The organism is Halomonas sp. LMYGS-3, assembly GCF_059509875.1.
Genome location: NZ_JCAKFQ010000003.1, coordinates 243,213 through 259,574 on the forward strand (window position 1 = coordinate 243,213; position 16,362 = coordinate 259,574).

13 protein-coding genes are annotated in these 16,362 nt (G+C 68.4%); all 13 read right to left on the reverse strand.

The window, feature by feature from the left end; genetic code table 11:
• Window positions 1-10 precede the first annotated feature (10 nt).
• The 13 genes from AC5W54_RS04725 to AC5W54_RS04785 all read right to left on the reverse strand — a co-directional run bounded on the left by AC5W54_RS04725 (window position 11) and on the right by AC5W54_RS04785 (window position 16,072).
• Window positions 11-1,129, reverse strand: a complete 1,119-nt coding sequence (locus tag AC5W54_RS04725; RefSeq protein WP_495960917.1) for a glycosyltransferase family 4 protein — start codon at window positions 1,127-1,129, stop codon at window positions 11-13.
• The gene (locus AC5W54_RS04730; protein WP_495960918.1) at window positions 1,089-2,408 is read right to left on the reverse strand and encodes a hypothetical protein; all 1,320 of its coding nucleotides are present in this window, start codon (window positions 2,406-2,408) and stop codon (window positions 1,089-1,091) included. Before AC5W54_RS04730 ends, AC5W54_RS04725 begins: the two co-directional genes overlap by 41 nt.
• A gap of 34 nt (window positions 2,409-2,442) precedes the next feature.
• Window positions 2,443-3,906: a polysaccharide deacetylase family protein gene (locus AC5W54_RS04735; RefSeq protein ID WP_495960919.1), complete on the reverse strand. Its 1,464-nt coding sequence runs from the start codon at window positions 3,904-3,906 to the stop codon at window positions 2,443-2,445.
• Between the two features lie 5 nt (window positions 3,907-3,911).
• Window positions 3,912-4,838: a GNAT family N-acetyltransferase gene (locus tag AC5W54_RS04740; RefSeq protein WP_495960920.1), complete on the reverse strand. Its 927-nt coding sequence runs from the start codon at window positions 4,836-4,838 to the stop codon at window positions 3,912-3,914.
• Window positions 4,835-5,491, reverse strand: a complete 657-nt coding sequence (locus tag AC5W54_RS04745) for a GNAT family N-acetyltransferase (RefSeq protein ID WP_495960921.1) — start codon at window positions 5,489-5,491, stop codon at window positions 4,835-4,837. Before AC5W54_RS04745 ends, AC5W54_RS04740 begins: the two co-directional genes overlap by 4 nt.
• Before the next feature lie 3 nt (window positions 5,492-5,494).
• A complete protein-coding gene (locus AC5W54_RS04750) occupies window positions 5,495-7,120 on the reverse strand; it encodes an asparagine synthase-related protein (RefSeq protein WP_495960922.1) in 1,626 nt (541 codons plus the stop codon).
• The gene (locus AC5W54_RS04755; RefSeq protein WP_495960923.1) at window positions 7,117-8,562 is read right to left on the reverse strand and encodes a lipopolysaccharide biosynthesis protein; all 1,446 of its coding nucleotides are present in this window, start codon (window positions 8,560-8,562) and stop codon (window positions 7,117-7,119) included. The genes AC5W54_RS04750 and AC5W54_RS04755 overlap by 4 nt, the downstream gene beginning before the upstream one ends.
• Window positions 8,563-8,587: 25 nt before the next feature.
• A complete protein-coding gene (locus AC5W54_RS04760) occupies window positions 8,588-9,673 on the reverse strand; it encodes a DegT/DnrJ/EryC1/StrS family aminotransferase (protein ID WP_495960924.1) in 1,086 nt (361 codons plus the stop codon).
• A 25-nt stretch (window positions 9,674-9,698) separates the two neighbouring features.
• On the reverse strand, window positions 9,699-10,289 hold the full coding sequence (locus tag AC5W54_RS04765) for an acyltransferase (RefSeq protein WP_495960943.1): 591 nt from the start codon (window positions 10,287-10,289) through the stop codon (window positions 9,699-9,701).
• Window positions 10,290-10,303: 14 nt separating this feature from the next.
• A complete protein-coding gene (locus AC5W54_RS04770) occupies window positions 10,304-11,254 on the reverse strand; it encodes a Gfo/Idh/MocA family protein (protein ID WP_495960925.1) in 951 nt (316 codons plus the stop codon).
• A 37-nt stretch (window positions 11,255-11,291) separates the two neighbouring features.
• Entirely contained in the window at window positions 11,292-12,608 is a 1,317-nt protein-coding gene (locus AC5W54_RS04775; protein ID WP_495960926.1) for a nucleotide sugar dehydrogenase, read from the reverse strand.
• Between the two features lie 106 nt (window positions 12,609-12,714).
• The gene (locus AC5W54_RS04780) at window positions 12,715-14,913 is read right to left on the reverse strand and encodes a polysaccharide biosynthesis tyrosine autokinase (protein WP_495960927.1); all 2,199 of its coding nucleotides are present in this window, start codon (window positions 14,911-14,913) and stop codon (window positions 12,715-12,717) included.
• A 46-nt stretch (window positions 14,914-14,959) separates the two neighbouring features.
• On the reverse strand, window positions 14,960-16,072 hold the full coding sequence (locus AC5W54_RS04785; RefSeq protein WP_495960928.1) for a polysaccharide export protein: 1,113 nt from the start codon (window positions 16,070-16,072) through the stop codon (window positions 14,960-14,962).
• Window positions 16,073-16,362 lie beyond the last annotated feature (290 nt).

Here is a 16,362-nt window from a genome sequence, read left to right on the forward strand (position 1 = left end):
GGGCCTCGGGTCAGCGGGAAAGGTCGCGGTAGGTGTCGAGCAGCTTGCGTTCCTCCTGCTGCCAGTTGTAGCGCTCGGCCACGGCCCGCCGGCCATTGGCCCCCATCTCGCGGGCCCGTACCGGGTTGGCCACCAGGAAGTCGATGGCGCCGGCGATGGCTTCTGGATCGAGCGGGTCGACGCAGAGCCCGCAGTCGTTGCCGACGACGATCTCCCGCCACAGCGGAAAGTCCGAGGCGATCACCGCCACCCCGGCGCTCATGTACTCGAACATCTTCACCGGCAGCGCATCGAGGTAGTTGATCACCGGATGCAGGGTGACGAGGCCGGCGAGCGAGTCGCCCATCACCCGGCGCACGCCGTCCCGGTCGAGATAGCCGTGGGCCTCGACCCGCGACCAGCCGGCATAGGTCATCACCTCCTGCTCCACCGCCAGCTGGCTGAAGCTGCCGGCGAGCTGCAGGCGACACTCCTGGTCCACCGCCTCCATCGCCCGCACGATCTCGCGGATGCCGCGGATTGGCGCGATGCCCCCCACGTAGCAGACCGAGGGTGGCGCATCCGGCGATGCCGCCAGGGTCGGGTCGGGGGCACCGTTCAGCTCTCCCAGCAGGGGGAAGTTGTTGACGTCCACCACGCGGGGATGGAACCCGGCGAAGCCATCGCGGATGTAGGGCGTCGCGGCGACGATGGCATCGAAGTCGCGGCAGGCCCGGCGCTGGTAGATGTCGATCCCGCGGGACAGCAGCCGGCGCACGGTCCCGTTCAGGTAATGCTTGGCCAGCATCTGGCGCGGCAGGTCCTCGTGGGCGTCATAGATCACGGCCTTGCCCTGGCGCTTGAGCCGGCGGCCGATCGGCATCAGCTCCGGATCGTGCAGGTGGTAGACGTCGGCCTCGAGGGCACGGGCCCGGTCCAGCACCCGGCGGGTGGTCCTGAGGATACGGTTACGGCGCCCCGGCAACTTGCCGACGTCGGTGATGTTCACGCCCTCGCGCCGCTCGTCGCCGTGGCCGTCGGCGACCACCAGGGTCACCTCGTGGCCGGCCGCGGCCAGCGAACGACACTGCTTGAGGAAGATCCGCGTGTCATAGCGGGGATGGGCGGAGGTCAGGTGTGCCACTTTCATGAGCGTCTCGTCCTTGTGAATCGTCGGCAGCCTCTTGCTGCGCGTTGTCGTCGTGACGGCTGTCGTCGTCCTCGGCGGCCAGCCGGGTGCAGGCCAGGGCGTTGGCGAAGGCGCCCCAGCCCAGTGCCGGCAAGGGCCAGAACACCGGCTTGGCCAGCACGACCAGCAGCAGGCAGACAAAATTGAGGGAGAAGGCGAACACCCACCAGGCGGCGGTGTCGCGGCGATAGACCATGCGATACGCCGCCCCGAGGAAGGCCACCCCGGTCATGCCGACATAGAGCGCGAAGCCGATCAGGCCGTAGTTGACCCAGGCCGAGAGCATGCTGTGGGCATAGCCCCCGGTGCCGCCCGCGGCCGTGACGTGGCCGCCGAACTCGCCCAGCCAGGGGTTGGCGACGATCTGCGCCAGGGCGCGCTGCTCGAGGTGCTGGCGCGCCAGCCAGGAACTGGTCCCGGAGAGGTCCAGCACCTGCAACTGGCGCGTCCCCGACATCGCCTCGAACTGGTTGGCCACCACCAGCACGGCCAGGGCGAGCACCGCCAGCAGGGTCAACAGGTACCTGGCGCTCATCCCCGCCCACACCACCAGCAGCAGCGTGGCCAGGGCCAGGAAGGCGTAGAGCTCCGAGCGGGCGCCGAGGACGAACATCACGAAGGCTCCCAGGGCGATCAGGCCGGCCCGGGCCGAGGCGGTACGGCTCACGGCGATCAGGAACACCAGCATCACCAGGGCGCTGCGGGCGTAGCCCTGATAGGTGGAGACCCCCTCGCCAGCGTCGGCCTCGAGCATCTGTCGGGCGAAGAACATGAGCTGGCCGGTCGTGATCACGAAGAACAGCAGGTAGCCGGCCGTCACCACGAAGGCGACCCAGAACGCCCGGGCCAGGGCCGGCGAAGCCAGCGGCACCCGGTACCCCATCACGAACAGCACCAGCCACAGCACCATCGTCTCCAGCGACTGGATCATGGCCGCCCGCAGTTGGCCGCCCCCCTGCAGGCCGTAGCTGGCCAGCGACCAGCACAGCACATAGGCGAGAAAGGCCGCGACCAGCAACACGAAGCCCCGCGTACAGGAGAACATCACGTGGCGTTGCGACGGCAGCAGCAGCAGGTAGACACCGAACATCATCACCGTGACCACCCCGAACAGGCCGCCCAGGAAGGCCGGAATCGCCCCCAGGGCCACCAGGGTGTGGTAGATCATGAACCCCGGAAACAGCACGAAGAAGCCGACGCTCGAGGCACGCGAGGCCAGGATGTCACCGGACAGGATCATGCGGCAGGCTTCCCGACAGACACGACCGCCCTCCTCATGCCGCCAGCACGCGCTGGTAGAGCGCGCGCTGTGCCGCGGTGGTCAGCTCGGAGTTGTGCCACAGCAGGGTGAAGGTCCCGCCCAGGGCGCGGCAGCGCGCCTTGAGGGTGGCGAAGCGTTCGAAGGCCGCCTCGCCCGTCCCCAGCCCCAGGTAGAGCGGCGCGATCACCGAGGACTCCATGGCGATCAGCGGGCGGATCCGCAGGGGCGGCGCCTCGCGTCTGACCGGATCGAAGGCCGGGTAGTCGAAGCAGGTACCGCAGCGGAAGCCCGGTGCCTCGGCATAGCCCAGGGTGCTGTCGTAGTCCATGCCCGCCTGGGTCCAGCCCTGCAGGGTCAGCGGGGTCTGCCAGCGCAGGTAGTGCATGCGTCCGCCCCACTCCGGCTGCTCGATCCCCTCTTCGGCACACACCCGCCGCAGTCGCCCCGCCTCGTGGGCCAGCTCCTTGGGGTTACGGAAGGTGTGGTAGCTGGGGTGCAGCCCGATCTCGTGGCCGCGCGCGTGGATGCTCCTGAGCAGCTCCCGGATCGCCGGGTGCTCCGGTTCGTAGTCGGCGTCCTTGCGCGGATCGGTGCGGCCGCAGATGAAGTAGAAGGCGCTGGTCAGGCCGTACCGCTCGGAGACGTCCATCAGCCAGCCGAAGGTGTTGAGCGGGTCGAGGGGATGCAGCCGACGGCGCGTGGTCAGGCGCACCCAGGGGCCGAGCAGCAGTGCCTGGGGGCGGTGGTGGAGCAACGTATCCCCCAGCATCACCCGGGCCAGCTTGACGTCCCGCGCGAAGCCGTAGCGGCTGGGGCGATCGACATCGTGGGTGGGTCGCACCCGGAAGGCGTGGCGCCGCAGGGTCACGTCCGGCCACTGACGGCGAATCACCTGGCCGAGCACCGCCAGCCACTCGTCGACGACCGGGCGATCCAGGTAGCCGTGCCGGCCGGCATGGGAGGCGCCGGCCGGGAACCGGCAGTGGCGGTCCCGGGTCTCGGCGTCGACCTCCTCCTGGCGGCTCAGCATCCAGTAGGCGAGACCGAGGATGTCGTAGTGGATGGCCAGGCCACCCGGCGCCGGCTCCACCAGCGGGCGCGGCGGGTTGTCCGCCCCCGGCGCCGGCAGCGGCGCGTCGAGGGGGGCGGTGAAGCCCTCGGCGGCGGCGTCCCAGTGGGTGTGGGGCAGGTCGCCGCCGGGCAGGAAGAAGCCCGGCTGCAGACGGTCGAACAGCAACTGGCCCGGCGCCCCGTCCAGGGACAGCACCAGCCGTGCGGGGCCGTCACGCTCCAGGCGCAGGGGCAGGCCGAAACGCTCGTCGAGCACCTGCTCGAGCCAGGCGAGCAGCGGATCGCTACCGAGCGCCGCCGTGCCGGGGGCCTCGTTGGCCTCCGAAGAGGCGGGAACGAGCGGCGAACGGGGTATCGAGGCGGCACCCGGACGGGGCGCCGGGCGTGAGCCGTGCGGTGCAGTCATGTCGTTCACTTGGATTCCCTCTTCAGCAGGGTACGTGCCGTCACATAGGCTTCCCGGGCCAGCTGGCGCACGCCGCGCTGGCTGATCGCGAAGTGGCAGACCAGCCGTCCGCCCCAGGCCTCCTTCATCTCCGCCACCGGCGGGATGTTGGCACCGATGAAGTCGAACACCGTGCAACCCTTCGTCTCGAAGAACGCCAGGGCCTCCTCGGCCACCAGGTTGTTGACGCCATCCTTCATGGCCTCGGTCCTCATGCCCGCCGACCAGGCCAGTGCATGGCCCCCGGGGGCATAGAGGCAGACCCGGGTGCCCATGGGCTCGCCCCGGCTGTCGCGGGCCAGGAAGCAGACGAAGTGCTCCGGCCCCATCAGCTCGGCGAGCGACTCGAGCTCGGCGGCCTCCAGGCGGTAATCGAACCCCTTGCGCGCCTCGGGGCCGGACAGGCACCCCGCCACCGCGGCATAGTCGTCGCTCACCTCGCAGCGATACTCGAGCCGCCGGCACTTGCGGGCCTTCTTGCGGGCACTGGGATCGATGCGCGCCTCGCGCCCGGCGATCTCCAGGTGGTAGGTGAAGCGCGGACGCGCGGTCATCCGCGCCCACTCGAAGGGACGGACGTCGTCCGCCACCGGAGAGAGGCTGAGGCTGCCGCCGAGCCCCGTCTCGCACAGTCGCTCGGCGAGGCGGGTCAGCGCCATCCGCTTGCGCCGATTGATCGATGCCGGGCGCTCGCTGCTGCACTCGAAGTGGAGTGGCAGGTAGGGGTTGCGCGGCGGGGTGACCAGCTTGCCGCGCCGGTTGCGGTAGAACACCGTGTCGAGGCGCCAGGCATCGCCCTTGTCGGGGGTCAACGACACGGGCTCGGCCTCGAGCCCCCACTGTTGCTCGTTGAACCGGATCCATCCCGGATGAAACAGGGGATCACTCTTCATTGTGCAGAATCCTTTGCCGGTGTGGGCCGATGCTCCCTGTCGCCTCCTCCCTGTGCGTCGTCACCCTCGACGTGAAAGTCCCGATCGAAGTCGCACACCAGGTAGTAGCGCGTTTCGCCGCTCGCCGGGTCCGTATAGCGGTCCACCACCCGGAAGCCGAGCCTGCAGCTGGCCTTGAGCGAAGCGACGTTGTCCGCGGAGATGCGTGACGAGTACCCGGTCACGCCGTTGGCACGGAAATGCAGGATCGCGGTGCGGCGCACCTCGGTCGCCAGCCCTCGGCCGCGATGGGCCGGCCGCACACCGCTGAAGCTCGCGTGCACCCTGCCCTCGCGCAGGTCGCGGAGATTGAAGCCATAGAAGCCGACGCCCACCACCCGGCCATCGGCGTCCTCGGCAACCACTCCGAGGCGCTCGCCGGCCCACCGGTAGAGCAGCCGGCGTGCCGGATCGAGGGGCTTGCCATCATGCAGCTCGGCGTAGAGCGACAGGGCCGCCGCGAGGCGCGTGCGATCCATGCCGCACAGGCGGTAATCACCAAAGGTGCGCGGTGTTACCGGGGTCAGCCCCTGCGCCCGGTGCAGGTTGCGCGCCAGCAGCGCGGCCGCGTCGCCCAGGCGGCGGAGGCGGCGTAACGGTCGGGGAGCGGCCATGGGTCAGGAAAACCTCTCGAGAAAGACGTGCGCCGCCACGCCGTTGTGGGAATACCCCCTGGCCATGAGTCGTTCGAACTCCTCGGCCGGGAAACGACCACTCGAGGCCGTGGTATTGCCCTTGGCCAGGCCCGGAAGGGCGCGCCTGAGGGCGAGCTTGAGCCGCGCCCCGGGCCCGCGCCTGAACAGCGCCAGGCGCGCCAGCCGGGCCCCCAGGCTACGCCGGGCCTGCCGGGCGGCATTGCCGAGCGGCACATCGCCGCCTCCGTTGTCGGCGAAGGCACGCTCGACGAAGGCCACATAGGCCTCTCGCCCGTCGAGCCAGGAGCGCGGCACGTGCTGCCAGAAGTCCATGAACTCGCGGTCGTAGAGGGGCATCCACCAGTCGAACCCGAAGAACTCGAAGGAGCGGACGGTGTTGACGATGAACTTCGCCTGCCGCTCCTGCCAGCCGAAGCGAACGAAGTCGCGGATGAAGGCATCGGTCTCGAGAGGCCGATCGAAGGGATACTCGCGGGCGAGCCGCGGGACCACCCGCTCATCGAAGGCGGCATCCCCCTCGGCCGTGCACCACTGGGTGTAGTGGCGAGCCCGGATCGCCTCGCACAGGGCGCCCGGTGCCATCGCCCGCCCCTCGCGCTCGGCGGCGAACACCTCCGGCGGCACGAAGCCGGTGACGCAACAGTGCCCGGGGACGAAGACGGCATCCGGATCGACCCGGCCATCGGCCTCGAGCCGCTTCACCGCGAGCCAGTCCTGCATGTTGGTGATGCTGTGCCAACCGGAGGCCCACTGCTGGTAGTCCCAGTAATCCGCCCCCTCGGCGGCCTCCCGCCAGGCCTCCCGGTTGTACTCGATGAAGGTCCAGGGCAGCCCCAGGCGGCGGGCCACCTCGTGGCTCACCGCGGCCTCGCGATTGCCGGGGTGGCCATAGGCGTAGGTCAGTACCTTCGGATAGCCGAGCCGGGCCAGCATCGTCGCCACCAGTCGCGAATCGTAGCCACCGCTGAGCGGCACCACGATCTGGCGCCCGTCGGCGAACTCGGTCAGGCGCCGGAAGGCGGCCTCGGTGACCTCACCCAGCGCCGCCTGCCGTGCCGCCTCGTCGCGGCCGGGTACCTCGGCATGGCCGAAACGGTAGTAGCGCTGCGGCGACAGGGAGAGCCCGGTATCGGTCTCGTGTGCCACCAGGCACTCACCGGCGCGCAGCTGCTTGACCCGCCGGAACAGGGTGTCGCGACCGGTGACATAGCCGGCCAGCTGGAACTCCTCGCACGCCGCCGGGTCCATGGCCTCGTCGCCGACCCGGCGACGCACCCAGTCGGCGTCATCGCTGAGGTACAGCTCACCCCCGGCGACCCCGTAGAAGAGCGGGCACGAGCGGATCCGGTCGACCACGGCCACCAGCCCGGCGGCATCCTGGCGGACCAGCGCATGGAAGCCGTTCAGCCCGGCCAGCCGCGCCCGCCAGCGCCCGGCCTCGACGGCGGGATCGACCAGCGCGGCAGCCTCGTCGGGCCCCAGGCGGCGCCCGCCCAGCCAGGCGGTGCCACGCAGGTGGGCGCTACCGGCCGGGAGTGCACGGGATACCCAGTGGCGTGAGGTGAAGTGACAATGGATCGCGGTCATCGATAGGCCTTTCGAAACAGGAACAGGTAACGCGTTACCAGCAGCCCACCGCTGAGTGCCAGGCCCGCCAGCCACGGCCAACGGGTCTCGCCGGGGAGCAGCGCCAGCGACAGCGGCAGGGTCAACGCCAGGCTCCACGCCAGGGCCGTGCCGGTGGGCATCACCAGGGCCGGCCAGCGGTTGCCGGTGATGGCCGTGAGCCAAGCCAGGAAGCCGATCCAGCAGGCGGTGCTGGTAAGCGAGAAGAGCGCCACGGTGAGCAGCAGGTCGTCCAGCGCAGCGCCGATGGCGATGGCGACCAGTCGTACCACCAGCAGCAGGGCCTGGAAGGCCATGCCCTGCCACTGGCGCTCCATCACCGAGAACAGGTGGCTCAGCGGCGAGGTGACGAACACCATGTAGAGCCAGGGCGCCATCCAGCGGGCGAACTCGCCGGCCGGCCGCCAGGCATCGCCGAAGGCCAGGGCAAACAGTTCCGGCCCGACCAGCGCCAGCACGATGGCCGGCGGCATGGCGATCTGCGCCAGGATGGCGTGCACCTCGGTCACCAGCGGGCCGAGCCGGCCGGCGCGGTGAGCCTCGGCGGCGCTCGAGAAGAACACCTTCCCCACCGCCTCGCCGACCAGCGCCATGGGCATCGCCAGCACCCGGTGGGCGAGGGCATAGAGCCCCGCCGCCACCGGGCTGAACAGCACGGCGAACAGCAGCGGCGGCAACTGCTTGCCAAGGGTGTTGAACAGCCCCGACCAGGTGGAGAAGAGCGGGAAGCGACGATAGCGGACGGCGGCCGCCAGCACGCCGGCCGGGCGCACCCGATGGTACGCCACGGCCTGCAGCGTAGAGCGTGCCAGCGACAGGGTGCCCATGCCCTGCCCGACCGCCTGCCCCATGATCAACCCCAGCCCCCCCAGCGGACTCGCCACGAGCTGGATCGCCAGCAGCGAAAGCGACTGCTTGAGGCGCGTGGCGGCGATGGCCGGAAAGGCCCTGGTTCTCACCGCCCAGTGGCTCACCGCCTGGTAACCGCCGGCCAGCGCCACCCCCACCGGCAGCCACCACAGCCAGGGGGCCAGCGCCGGCACCCCGAGCCGTTCGGCCAGGCCGTCACCGGCGAGACCCACCAGCAGTACCGCGGCCGCCGTGGTCACGACCACGACGGCGAGGCTGAGCACCACGACCTCGGCGGCCGCGCGATCCGACTCGGGCAGCGGAATGGCGAACTGGTAGCGGCCGCTCGCCACCACCGTGAACAGCGCCAGCAGCGCGCCATACACCGCCAGCAGACCGAAGTCGTCCGGGGTGTAGAGCCGTGTCAGCAGCGGTGCGGCCAGCACGGCCAGCAGCTGCGCCCCCGCCGTGCCCCCCACCAGCACGCTCACCCCGCGAGCGAAGGCATGGGTCGGTAGCAGGCGGCGGGCCGGTGCGGCAAGACGGCTCAACACGCGACGCCTCCCCGGACTTCCGGCTTCACAGCAGGGCCTCCTGGAGGGCCGTGACGATTCGGTGCTGGTCGTCGGCGCCCAGGTAGGGATGCATCGGCAGGCTGACCACCCGCCGCGAGGCCGCATTGCCCACCGGCAGCTCGGCGCCGGGGTCGGCCACCGCCGGCTGCTGGTTGAGCGGGATCGGGTAGTGCACCGCGGTAGGAATACCGGCCTCGGCCAGCCGCGCCAGCACCAGCTCGCGATCCTCCACCTCCACGGTGTACTGGGCGTAGGCGCTGGTGTTGCCGGGTTCGATGTGAGGCGTCACGAGCCCCGCCGCCCCGAGCAGCCGCCCGTAGCACTGGGCGACCTTCTCGCGCAGCAGCAGCTCCTCGTCGAGGATCTCCAGCTTGGGCAGCAGGATGGCCGCCTGCAGGGTGTCGAGCCGGCTGTTGATGCCGACGCGTACATGGTGGTAGCGACGGTCCTGGCCGTGACGAGCGATCTGCCGCAGCACCACCGCCAGCTCGTCGTCGTCGGTGAACAGCGCCCCGCCGTCGCCGTAGCAGCCCAGCGGCTTGCTGGGGAAGAAGGAGGTGGTGGCGATGGTCGAGAGACCGCCGGAGCGCCGGCCCCGATGGGTGGCGCCGAAGCTCTGGGCCGCGTCCTCGATCACCGGGATGCCGTGGCGCCCGGCGATGGCGTTGATGGCATCCATGTCGGCGCACTGACCGTAGAGCGAGACCGGGATGATCGCCCGGGTGCGCGGGGTGATTGCGGCCTCGAGCTTGGCCGGGTCGAGCAGGTAGGTCCGCGGCTCGATGTCGACGTAGACCGGCCGCGCGCCCAACAGGGCCACGGTCTCGGCGGTGGCGATATAGGTGAAGCCAGGCGTGATCACCTCGTCGCCGGGGCCAATGCCGAGCGCCATCTGGGCGATCTGCAGGGCATCGGTGCCGTTGGCGCAGCTGATGCAGTGGCGCACGCCGACGTAGGCGGCCAGCCGCGCCTCCAGCTCTTCCACTTCCGGCCCGAGAATGTACTTGCCGTGCTCCAGCACGGTGCGAATGCCATCGTTGATGCGGTCACGGATCCGCAACTGCTGGGCCTTGAGATCGATGAAGTCCATGCGTGTCGCTTCCCTTGGTTTCGGCTCAGGCGGGGTGGCAGGTGACGGAGCGACCGTGCAGACGGTAGCGGTCGCCGGTATGCGGACAGGTCACCGCCCCTTCGCCCTCCAGCGGCAGGTCCAGGCGCTCGCCGTGGCGGCTCATCCAGCCGATCTGGCGCCCCGGCACCCCCACCACCAGCGCGAAGTCCGGTACGTCGCGACTGACCACGGCGCCAGCACCGACGAAGGCGAAGCGGCCGATGGTCACCCCGCAGACGATGGTGCAGTTGGCCCCCAGGGTGGCGCCCTCGCGCACCCGGGTGTCACGATACTCGTCCTTGCGCTCGACCAGCGCTCGCGGGTTGTGGACGTTGGTGAACACCATGCTCGGTCCGCAGAACACCCCCTCTTCCAGGGTCACGTTGTCGTAGACCGAGACGTTGTTCTGCACCCGGCAGCGATCGCCGATCGCGACCCGATTGCCGACGAAGACGTTCTGGCCGAGCGAGACCTCACGGCCGATGCGCGCCCCACCACAGACATGGACGAAGTGCCAGACGCGTGAGCCCTCGCCGATCTCGGCCCCCGCGTCGACGACGGCGCTGGGATGTATCTGCACCTGTGGTATCTGCATGTTCATGGCCGACCTCACTGCGCGAAGCGCTTGAGGCAGGGGTGAGCCTCACCCGCAGACGGCGCCTCAACGGCAGCGACACGGATGGCATCGACGGTCTCGATGCAGTGGCGGGCCTCGTTGATGCCGTAGCCACGGCCGGCGAGGATCTCCCGATAGCTGACGGTGTGGAGATCGGTGAATCCCCCCGAGAACTCGATCTCGCGCCCTTCGCAGAGAATCGAGCGATAGGTGGTCTGCTGGCCCTCGACGCTCGAGGGCAGGTCGTCGGCATCGATGGAGAGGAACCAGCGCACCCGGGCCTTCTCGTACTCCAGGTAGCCGGCCGCTTTCTTCTCGTCGGCGTAGTGGAGCACGTTGCGTTCGAGGTCACCGAACACGAAGTGCAGCATGTCGAAGAAGTGCACCCCGATGTTGGTGGCCACACCGAAGGACTTGCGCGGGTCGCCCTTCCAGCTCTCCTGGTACCATCGGCCACGGGAGGTGATATAGGTCAGCTCGACGTCGTGCTTGTCGTGGTGGGTCTCGGCGGCGACCCGCTCCCTGAGTTCGAGAATCGACGGATGGTGACGCAGCTGCAGGATGTTGTAGACCCGCTTGCCGGTCTCCAGCTCGACCCGCTCGAGCTCGTCGAGCAGGGCCGGCGTGGGCACCAGTGGCTTTTCGCAGATCACGTCGCAGCCCAGGCGCAGCCCGGCGGTGATATGGGCGTGATGCAAGTGGTTGGGCGAGCACACCGCCACGTAGTCCAGCGCGGTATAGGGGTCGCGCCGGCGCTGCCAGGCGTGCTCCTGGAAGCACTCGAACTCGGTAAAGAACTCGCTCTCCGGCGAGATGGAGTCGATGATGCCCACCGAGTCGTTGATGTCGTAGGCCACCGCCAGGTGATTGCCGGTATCCTTGATGGCCTTCATGTGGCGCGGGGCGATGTAACCGGCGGCGCCGATCAGTGCGAAATACTTCATGGCGTGTTCCTTGTGCGCATGGTGGGTCGAGTCGGGGTCAGGCCTTGATCACCTTGTCGAGGCCATCGCCGCGGTAGATGCCGCGGGTGTCGACGATCAGCCGGGCGTGGGCCCGAATCATCGGGTAATCGAAGCGATCATGATCGGTGGCCAGCACCACGGCGTCGAAATCGGCCAGGGTGGCGGGGGCAAGCGGCACGCTCTCGAGGTCGAAGTGGTGCCCGCGCATGGGCGGGAAGGCCGGCACATGGGGGTCGCTGTAGGCCACCTCGGCGCCGCGGTCGCGAACCAGCTCCATGATCCGTACCGAGGGCGACTCGCGCATGTCGTCGACGTTCTTCTTGTAGGCGATGCCCAGTACCAGCACCCGGCTGCTCTTGAGGGCGCGTCCCTGCTGATTGAGCCCCTCCATCAGCTTGCCGACCACGTACTCCGGCATGCCCTGGTTGATCTCGCCGGAGAGTTCGATGAAGCGGGTATGCAGGCCGTACTCGCGGGCCTTCCAGGTCAGGTAGAAGGGATCGATGGGGATGCAGTGGCCGCCCAGGCCCGGCCCCGGGTAGTAGGGAGTGAAGCCGAAGGGCTTGGTGGCCGCGGCATCCACCACCTCGAAGATGTCGATGCCCATGCGGTCGGCGACCACCTTCATCTCGTTGACCAGACCGATGTTCACCGCCCGATGGATGTTCTCGAGCAGCTTGGTCATCTCGGCGGCCCTGGTGGAGCTCAGCGGCACCACCCGGTCGATAGCCGGCCGATACAGCGCCACCCCCACCTCGCGGCAGGCCGCGGTGTGCCCCCCCACCACCTTGGGAATGGTACGGGTCTCGAAAGCGGGGTTGCCCGGGTCTTCGCGTTCCGGTGAATAGATCAGGAACAACTGCTCGCCGACCGCCAGGCCGCCCTCCTCGACCCGCGGCAACAGCTCCTCCTCGGTGGTACCGGGGTAGGTGGTGCTCTCCAGCGAAATCACCTGCCCCTCGCGCAGGTGGCCCTTGAGGGCATCCACGGTATCGATCACGAAGCTCATGTCGGGCTCACGATACTTGTTGAGCGGGGTCGGCACGCAGAGGATCACGGCGTCCGCCTCGCCGACGCGGGCGAAGTCGGTGGTGGCCTCGAAGCCGGCATCGCAGGCACGGGCGACCCGCTCGCCGGGGATATGCTCGATGTAGCTGCCTCCGGCGTTGAGCCGTTCGACCTTGGCCGGGTCGATATCGATACCCAGCACCCGATAGCCGATGTCGCTGTAGCGCAGCATCAGCGGCAGGCCCACGTAGCCGAGCCCGACGATCCCGATCACGGCGTCCTTGCGCTCCAGCCGGTCAATCACTCGCTCTTTGATGGTGGTCATGACACTTCCATGGTGTGGTGTGAGGGGTTGAGGAATGCCCCCGCCATCGCGGGGGCGGAAATCGGTCACCGGCCTCGCGGGCCCGGGTGTCGGTGGTCGTGCCGGCCTAGGTATTGGTCGTCTTGTAGGCATAGTGGTAATAGCCGTAGCCGTAGTTGGTGGCGGCCTTGCGTTCGATAGCGTTGAGGATGCCGCCCTTGACCGCGACCCCACTGCTCTCGAGGCGCTGCATCGCCACGTCGATCTCGCGAGGCGGATTGAGCCCGAAGCGTGCGACCAGCAGGGTGGTGCCGCTCTGGTGCCCGACCACGGCGGCGTCGGTCACCGCCAGGATCGGCGGCGTATCGATGATCACCAGGTCGTAGCGCTCGCCGAGGGCGTCGAGTAGCCGGCTGAAGCGGTCGCTCATCAGCAACTCCGCCGGGTTGGGCGGGGCCTTGCCGCGGGCCACGTAACTCAGGCCCTTGATCGGCGACTGGCGAAGCACCTCGTCGAGCGCGCACTTGCCGGCCAGGTACTCCGACAGGCCACCCTGGCTGTCGGCGTTGAAGGCACTATGCACGTGGCCCTTGCGCATGTCGGCGTCCAGGACCAGGACGCTCTGTCCGCCCTGAGCGATCACGGCCCCCAGGTTGACGCTGATGAAGCTCTTGCCGATGTTCGGGCTGGGGCCGGTGATCATCAGCCGGTTGTTCGGCGCCTCGAGCATGGCGAAGTGCAGGCTGGTACGCAGGCCACGCAGCGCCTCGACCGCCGTGTCGTCGGGGGCGTTCTGGGCCAGCACGCCGCAGACGACCTCGCGGCCACGCTTCTGGTGCCGCCGCTTGAAGCGGCGTACCAGCTTCTGCTGGTCCTCGGAGAGCGGCACGGTGGCGTAGACCGGCAAGCCCAGGTCTTCGATCTGGTCGGCGCTCTCCACCCCGCGGTTGAAGATGCTGCGCACCAGCACGAAGGCCACCGACAGGAAGCCGCCGATCAGGGTGAAGAGCGCCACCGTGACCGGCTTGCGCGGCTCCACCGGCCCCGGCTGAGCCACGGCATCGTCGAGGATGCGCACATTACCCACGGTACTGGCCTTGGTGATGCTCATCTCCTGGATCTTGTTGAGCAGCTGCACATAGACCTGCTGGGTCACTTCCACGTCGCGGGACATGCGCAGGATCTGCTGCTGCGTCTCGGGCAGCTCGTGGATCTGCCCATTGAGCCGGTCACGACTCCGCTCCAGGTTCTCGCGCTTCTCCATCAGCGCCGCATAGGTGGGGTGCGCGCCGTTGTAGCGCCGGCGGATCTCGGCCTGCTCCATCTCCAGCTCGCTGAGTTGCGCCTCGAGCTCGACCACGCGGTCGAGCACCGAGCGGGTCTCCAGCGACAGGTCGACGCTGTCGTGCTCCATGCGGTAGGCGTTGAGGGCGTCCTCGGCGGTGGCCAGCTCGGAACGCACTTCGGGCACCTGCGCTTCGAGGAACTCGAGACTCTGCTCGGCCTCGGCACTCTGGCGTTCGACGTTCTGGGTCAGGTAGATCTGCCCGATCACGCTCAGGGTGCGCCGGGCACGCTCGGGATCCTCGTCGGTCAGAGTCATGTTGAAGACCCCGCTGTCGCGGCCACGCTGGCCGACGCTGAAACGCGAGCGCAGGCTGTTGATCGCCGCCAGCCGGGTCCGCCTGACGACGGTGAATTCGGCGCCCTCCCCGGCCTCCAGCTCGGCCACACGGAGCGCCACCTGGCCATCGAGGAATGTCTCGTTCTCGCCCACGCGCCCCTCGCCGAGCAGCACGTCGCCGTGATAGAGGCGGTAGCGGCCCGGTTCGGCGGCCACCAGCCGGAAGGCCCGGCCGAGCCACTCCTCATCGACCTCGAGACTGCCGATATTGAGATACTCGCCGGCCCAGACGCTGCGCCTGGCGAAGCCCGGACGCTCCATGCCGCGACGCACCAGGAAACCGCCGACCAGGGCCAGGCGGGTCGGGATCACCACGATATCGAGGCGCTCCTGGTCCACTGCCTTGCCCAGCACCATGCGCGAGCGCAGGATCTCCAGCTCGGCTTCCGCCTTGGGTTCCTCACCGAGAATCGAACGTACCTCGGCAAGCGGGTTACTGAGCCCGGTCTTGCCCTCCACCTGGACCAGCGCATCGGCACGGAAGATCGGCGTGGTCAGTTGCACATGGACGATGGCCGCCAGCGCGAACAGGGCAGTCACGGAGACGATCAGCCACTTGCCGTCCAGCAGCACCCCGAACAGTCGCCCCAGGTCAATCTCGTCGTGGGGCGGGCGCCCGCCCGCCTTGATGTCTTTCGCCATGAAAATGTCCTGAACAGATGGGTCGATGACGTCGCCTCGGCTCCGATCACTCCCTGAATGTGTCGAGCTCGCGCCCCATACGCGTGGTCTGGTAGAGGCTGCTGACCGTCGGCAGCAACTGGCGAATCACGCGGTTCCAGCGACCCAGTGGCGTGGTGGTGACGTAGATCACGTCGGTGGGCTGCAGCTCGAACTCGGTACCGAGCACCAGGGCCGTGGCGTTGCGGGCATCGAGCTGATAGACGGTCGCCAGCTTGTTGCTCTCCGCTGACGCCCGGCGGATGACGAAGATGCCCGAAGCGTTGGCGTTGCCCTCGTCGATGCCGCCGGCTTCGGACAGGGCATCAGTCAGGGTCAGGCGACTCCCGCCCATCGGCAGGCTCCGGGCATCGCGCACCTCGCCCATCACGTAGACTCGCTGATCGGTGTTGTCGCGCACATGCACCAGGTCGCCATCCCGCAGCAGGCGGTTCTGCGCCAGCTGGCCGTTGTTGAGCATGTCGTGCAGCGAGATCCGGGTCTCCTCGCCCTCCCGGGTCAGGATCACCTCGTGCCAGTTGGCCTCCTCGGTCGGCCCGCCGGCCAGGCTGATCGCGTCCAGCACCGTCAAGGGCACGTTGCTGATCGGCATCGACCCCGGCTCCGCCACCGCCCCGGTCACGCTGACCTTCTGGGAATTGAACTCGGCGACCCGTACCTCGACCTGGGGCATGGCCACATAGGGCTCGAGCCCCCGGGTGATGATGTCGCGCACCTCGGCGACGGTGAGACCGAGGGCCTCGATGCGACCGATATAGGGATAGAAGATGGTGCCATCGCTGTGCACGATGTTGCCGGACTCCGCGGCACTGCGCTCGCTGCCCGCCGGGATGGTCAACTCCGGGTGGTCATAGACGATGATGCTCAACACGTCGCCCTTGCCGATCCGGTAGTCGTAGGCACCGATGTCGCCGCGCAGCGACTCGCTGACGCGACCGATGTCGTCCGGATCGATGTTGTCACGCCGCTGGGAGCGCACCAGCCCGAAGGTGATGGGCTCGATATCCACCAGGTCGTCGAGGGGGGCTGTATCCGTGCGGTAGTCGATATGCCCGCCGGGCGCGAAGGCGCAGCCCTGCAGGGCGATCAGGCCAGTGGCCAGTACTGCTCCGGTCATCATCCGGCGCATCCGATTGGGCGTCATTACGCTTCTCACTTACAAGCCGTTGTCGTTACCATCCCTGATGCCGCCTCGGCCCCGACGGCAACAACATCCCTTTTATGTCAATCTGACACCTTCATTTCAAAAAAATAACACTTGTTCACGATATTATATTTTTCGAAACTGGCGCGATTTACAGACATAAATGTTGTCATTTAGCGACATCTGATCGAACAGAACTGTCGCAAAACATGCACAGCATCATGTCATGTCGTGCTCAGGCGACGGCGCATCCGCATTCGGACACG

Coding starts and splice junctions, on each gene's coding strand:
- AC5W54_RS04725 (WP_495960917.1), bottom strand. CDS start 1,129: ATGAAAGTGGCACACCTGACCTCCGCCCATCCCCGCTATGACACGCGG.
- AC5W54_RS04760 (WP_495960924.1), bottom strand. CDS start 9,673: ATGGACTTCATCGATCTCAAGGCCCAGCAGTTGCGGATCCGTGACCGC.
- AC5W54_RS04740 (WP_495960920.1), bottom strand. CDS start 4,838: ATGAAGAGTGATCCCCTGTTTCATCCGGGATGGATCCGGTTCAACGAG.
- AC5W54_RS04730 (WP_495960918.1), bottom strand. CDS start 2,408: ATGATCCTGTCCGGTGACATCCTGGCCTCGCGTGCCTCGAGCGTCGGC.
- AC5W54_RS04780 (WP_495960927.1), bottom strand. CDS start 14,913: ATGGCGAAAGACATCAAGGCGGGCGGGCGCCCGCCCCACGACGAGATT.
- AC5W54_RS04745 (WP_495960921.1), bottom strand. CDS start 5,491: ATGGCCGCTCCCCGACCGTTACGCCGCCTCCGCCGCCTGGGCGACGCG.
- AC5W54_RS04750 (WP_495960922.1), bottom strand. CDS start 7,120: ATGACCGCGATCCATTGTCACTTCACCTCACGCCACTGGGTATCCCGT.
- AC5W54_RS04785 (WP_495960928.1), bottom strand. CDS start 16,072: ATGATGACCGGAGCAGTACTGGCCACTGGCCTGATCGCCCTGCAGGGC.
- AC5W54_RS04765 (WP_495960943.1), bottom strand. CDS start 10,289: ATGCAGATACCACAGGTGCAGATACATCCCAGCGCCGTCGTCGACGCG.
- AC5W54_RS04735 (WP_495960919.1), bottom strand. CDS start 3,906: ATGACTGCACCGCACGGCTCACGCCCGGCGCCCCGTCCGGGTGCCGCC.
- AC5W54_RS04775 (WP_495960926.1), bottom strand. CDS start 12,608: ATGACCACCATCAAAGAGCGAGTGATTGACCGGCTGGAGCGCAAGGAC.
- AC5W54_RS04770 (WP_495960925.1), bottom strand. CDS start 11,254: ATGAAGTATTTCGCACTGATCGGCGCCGCCGGTTACATCGCCCCGCGC.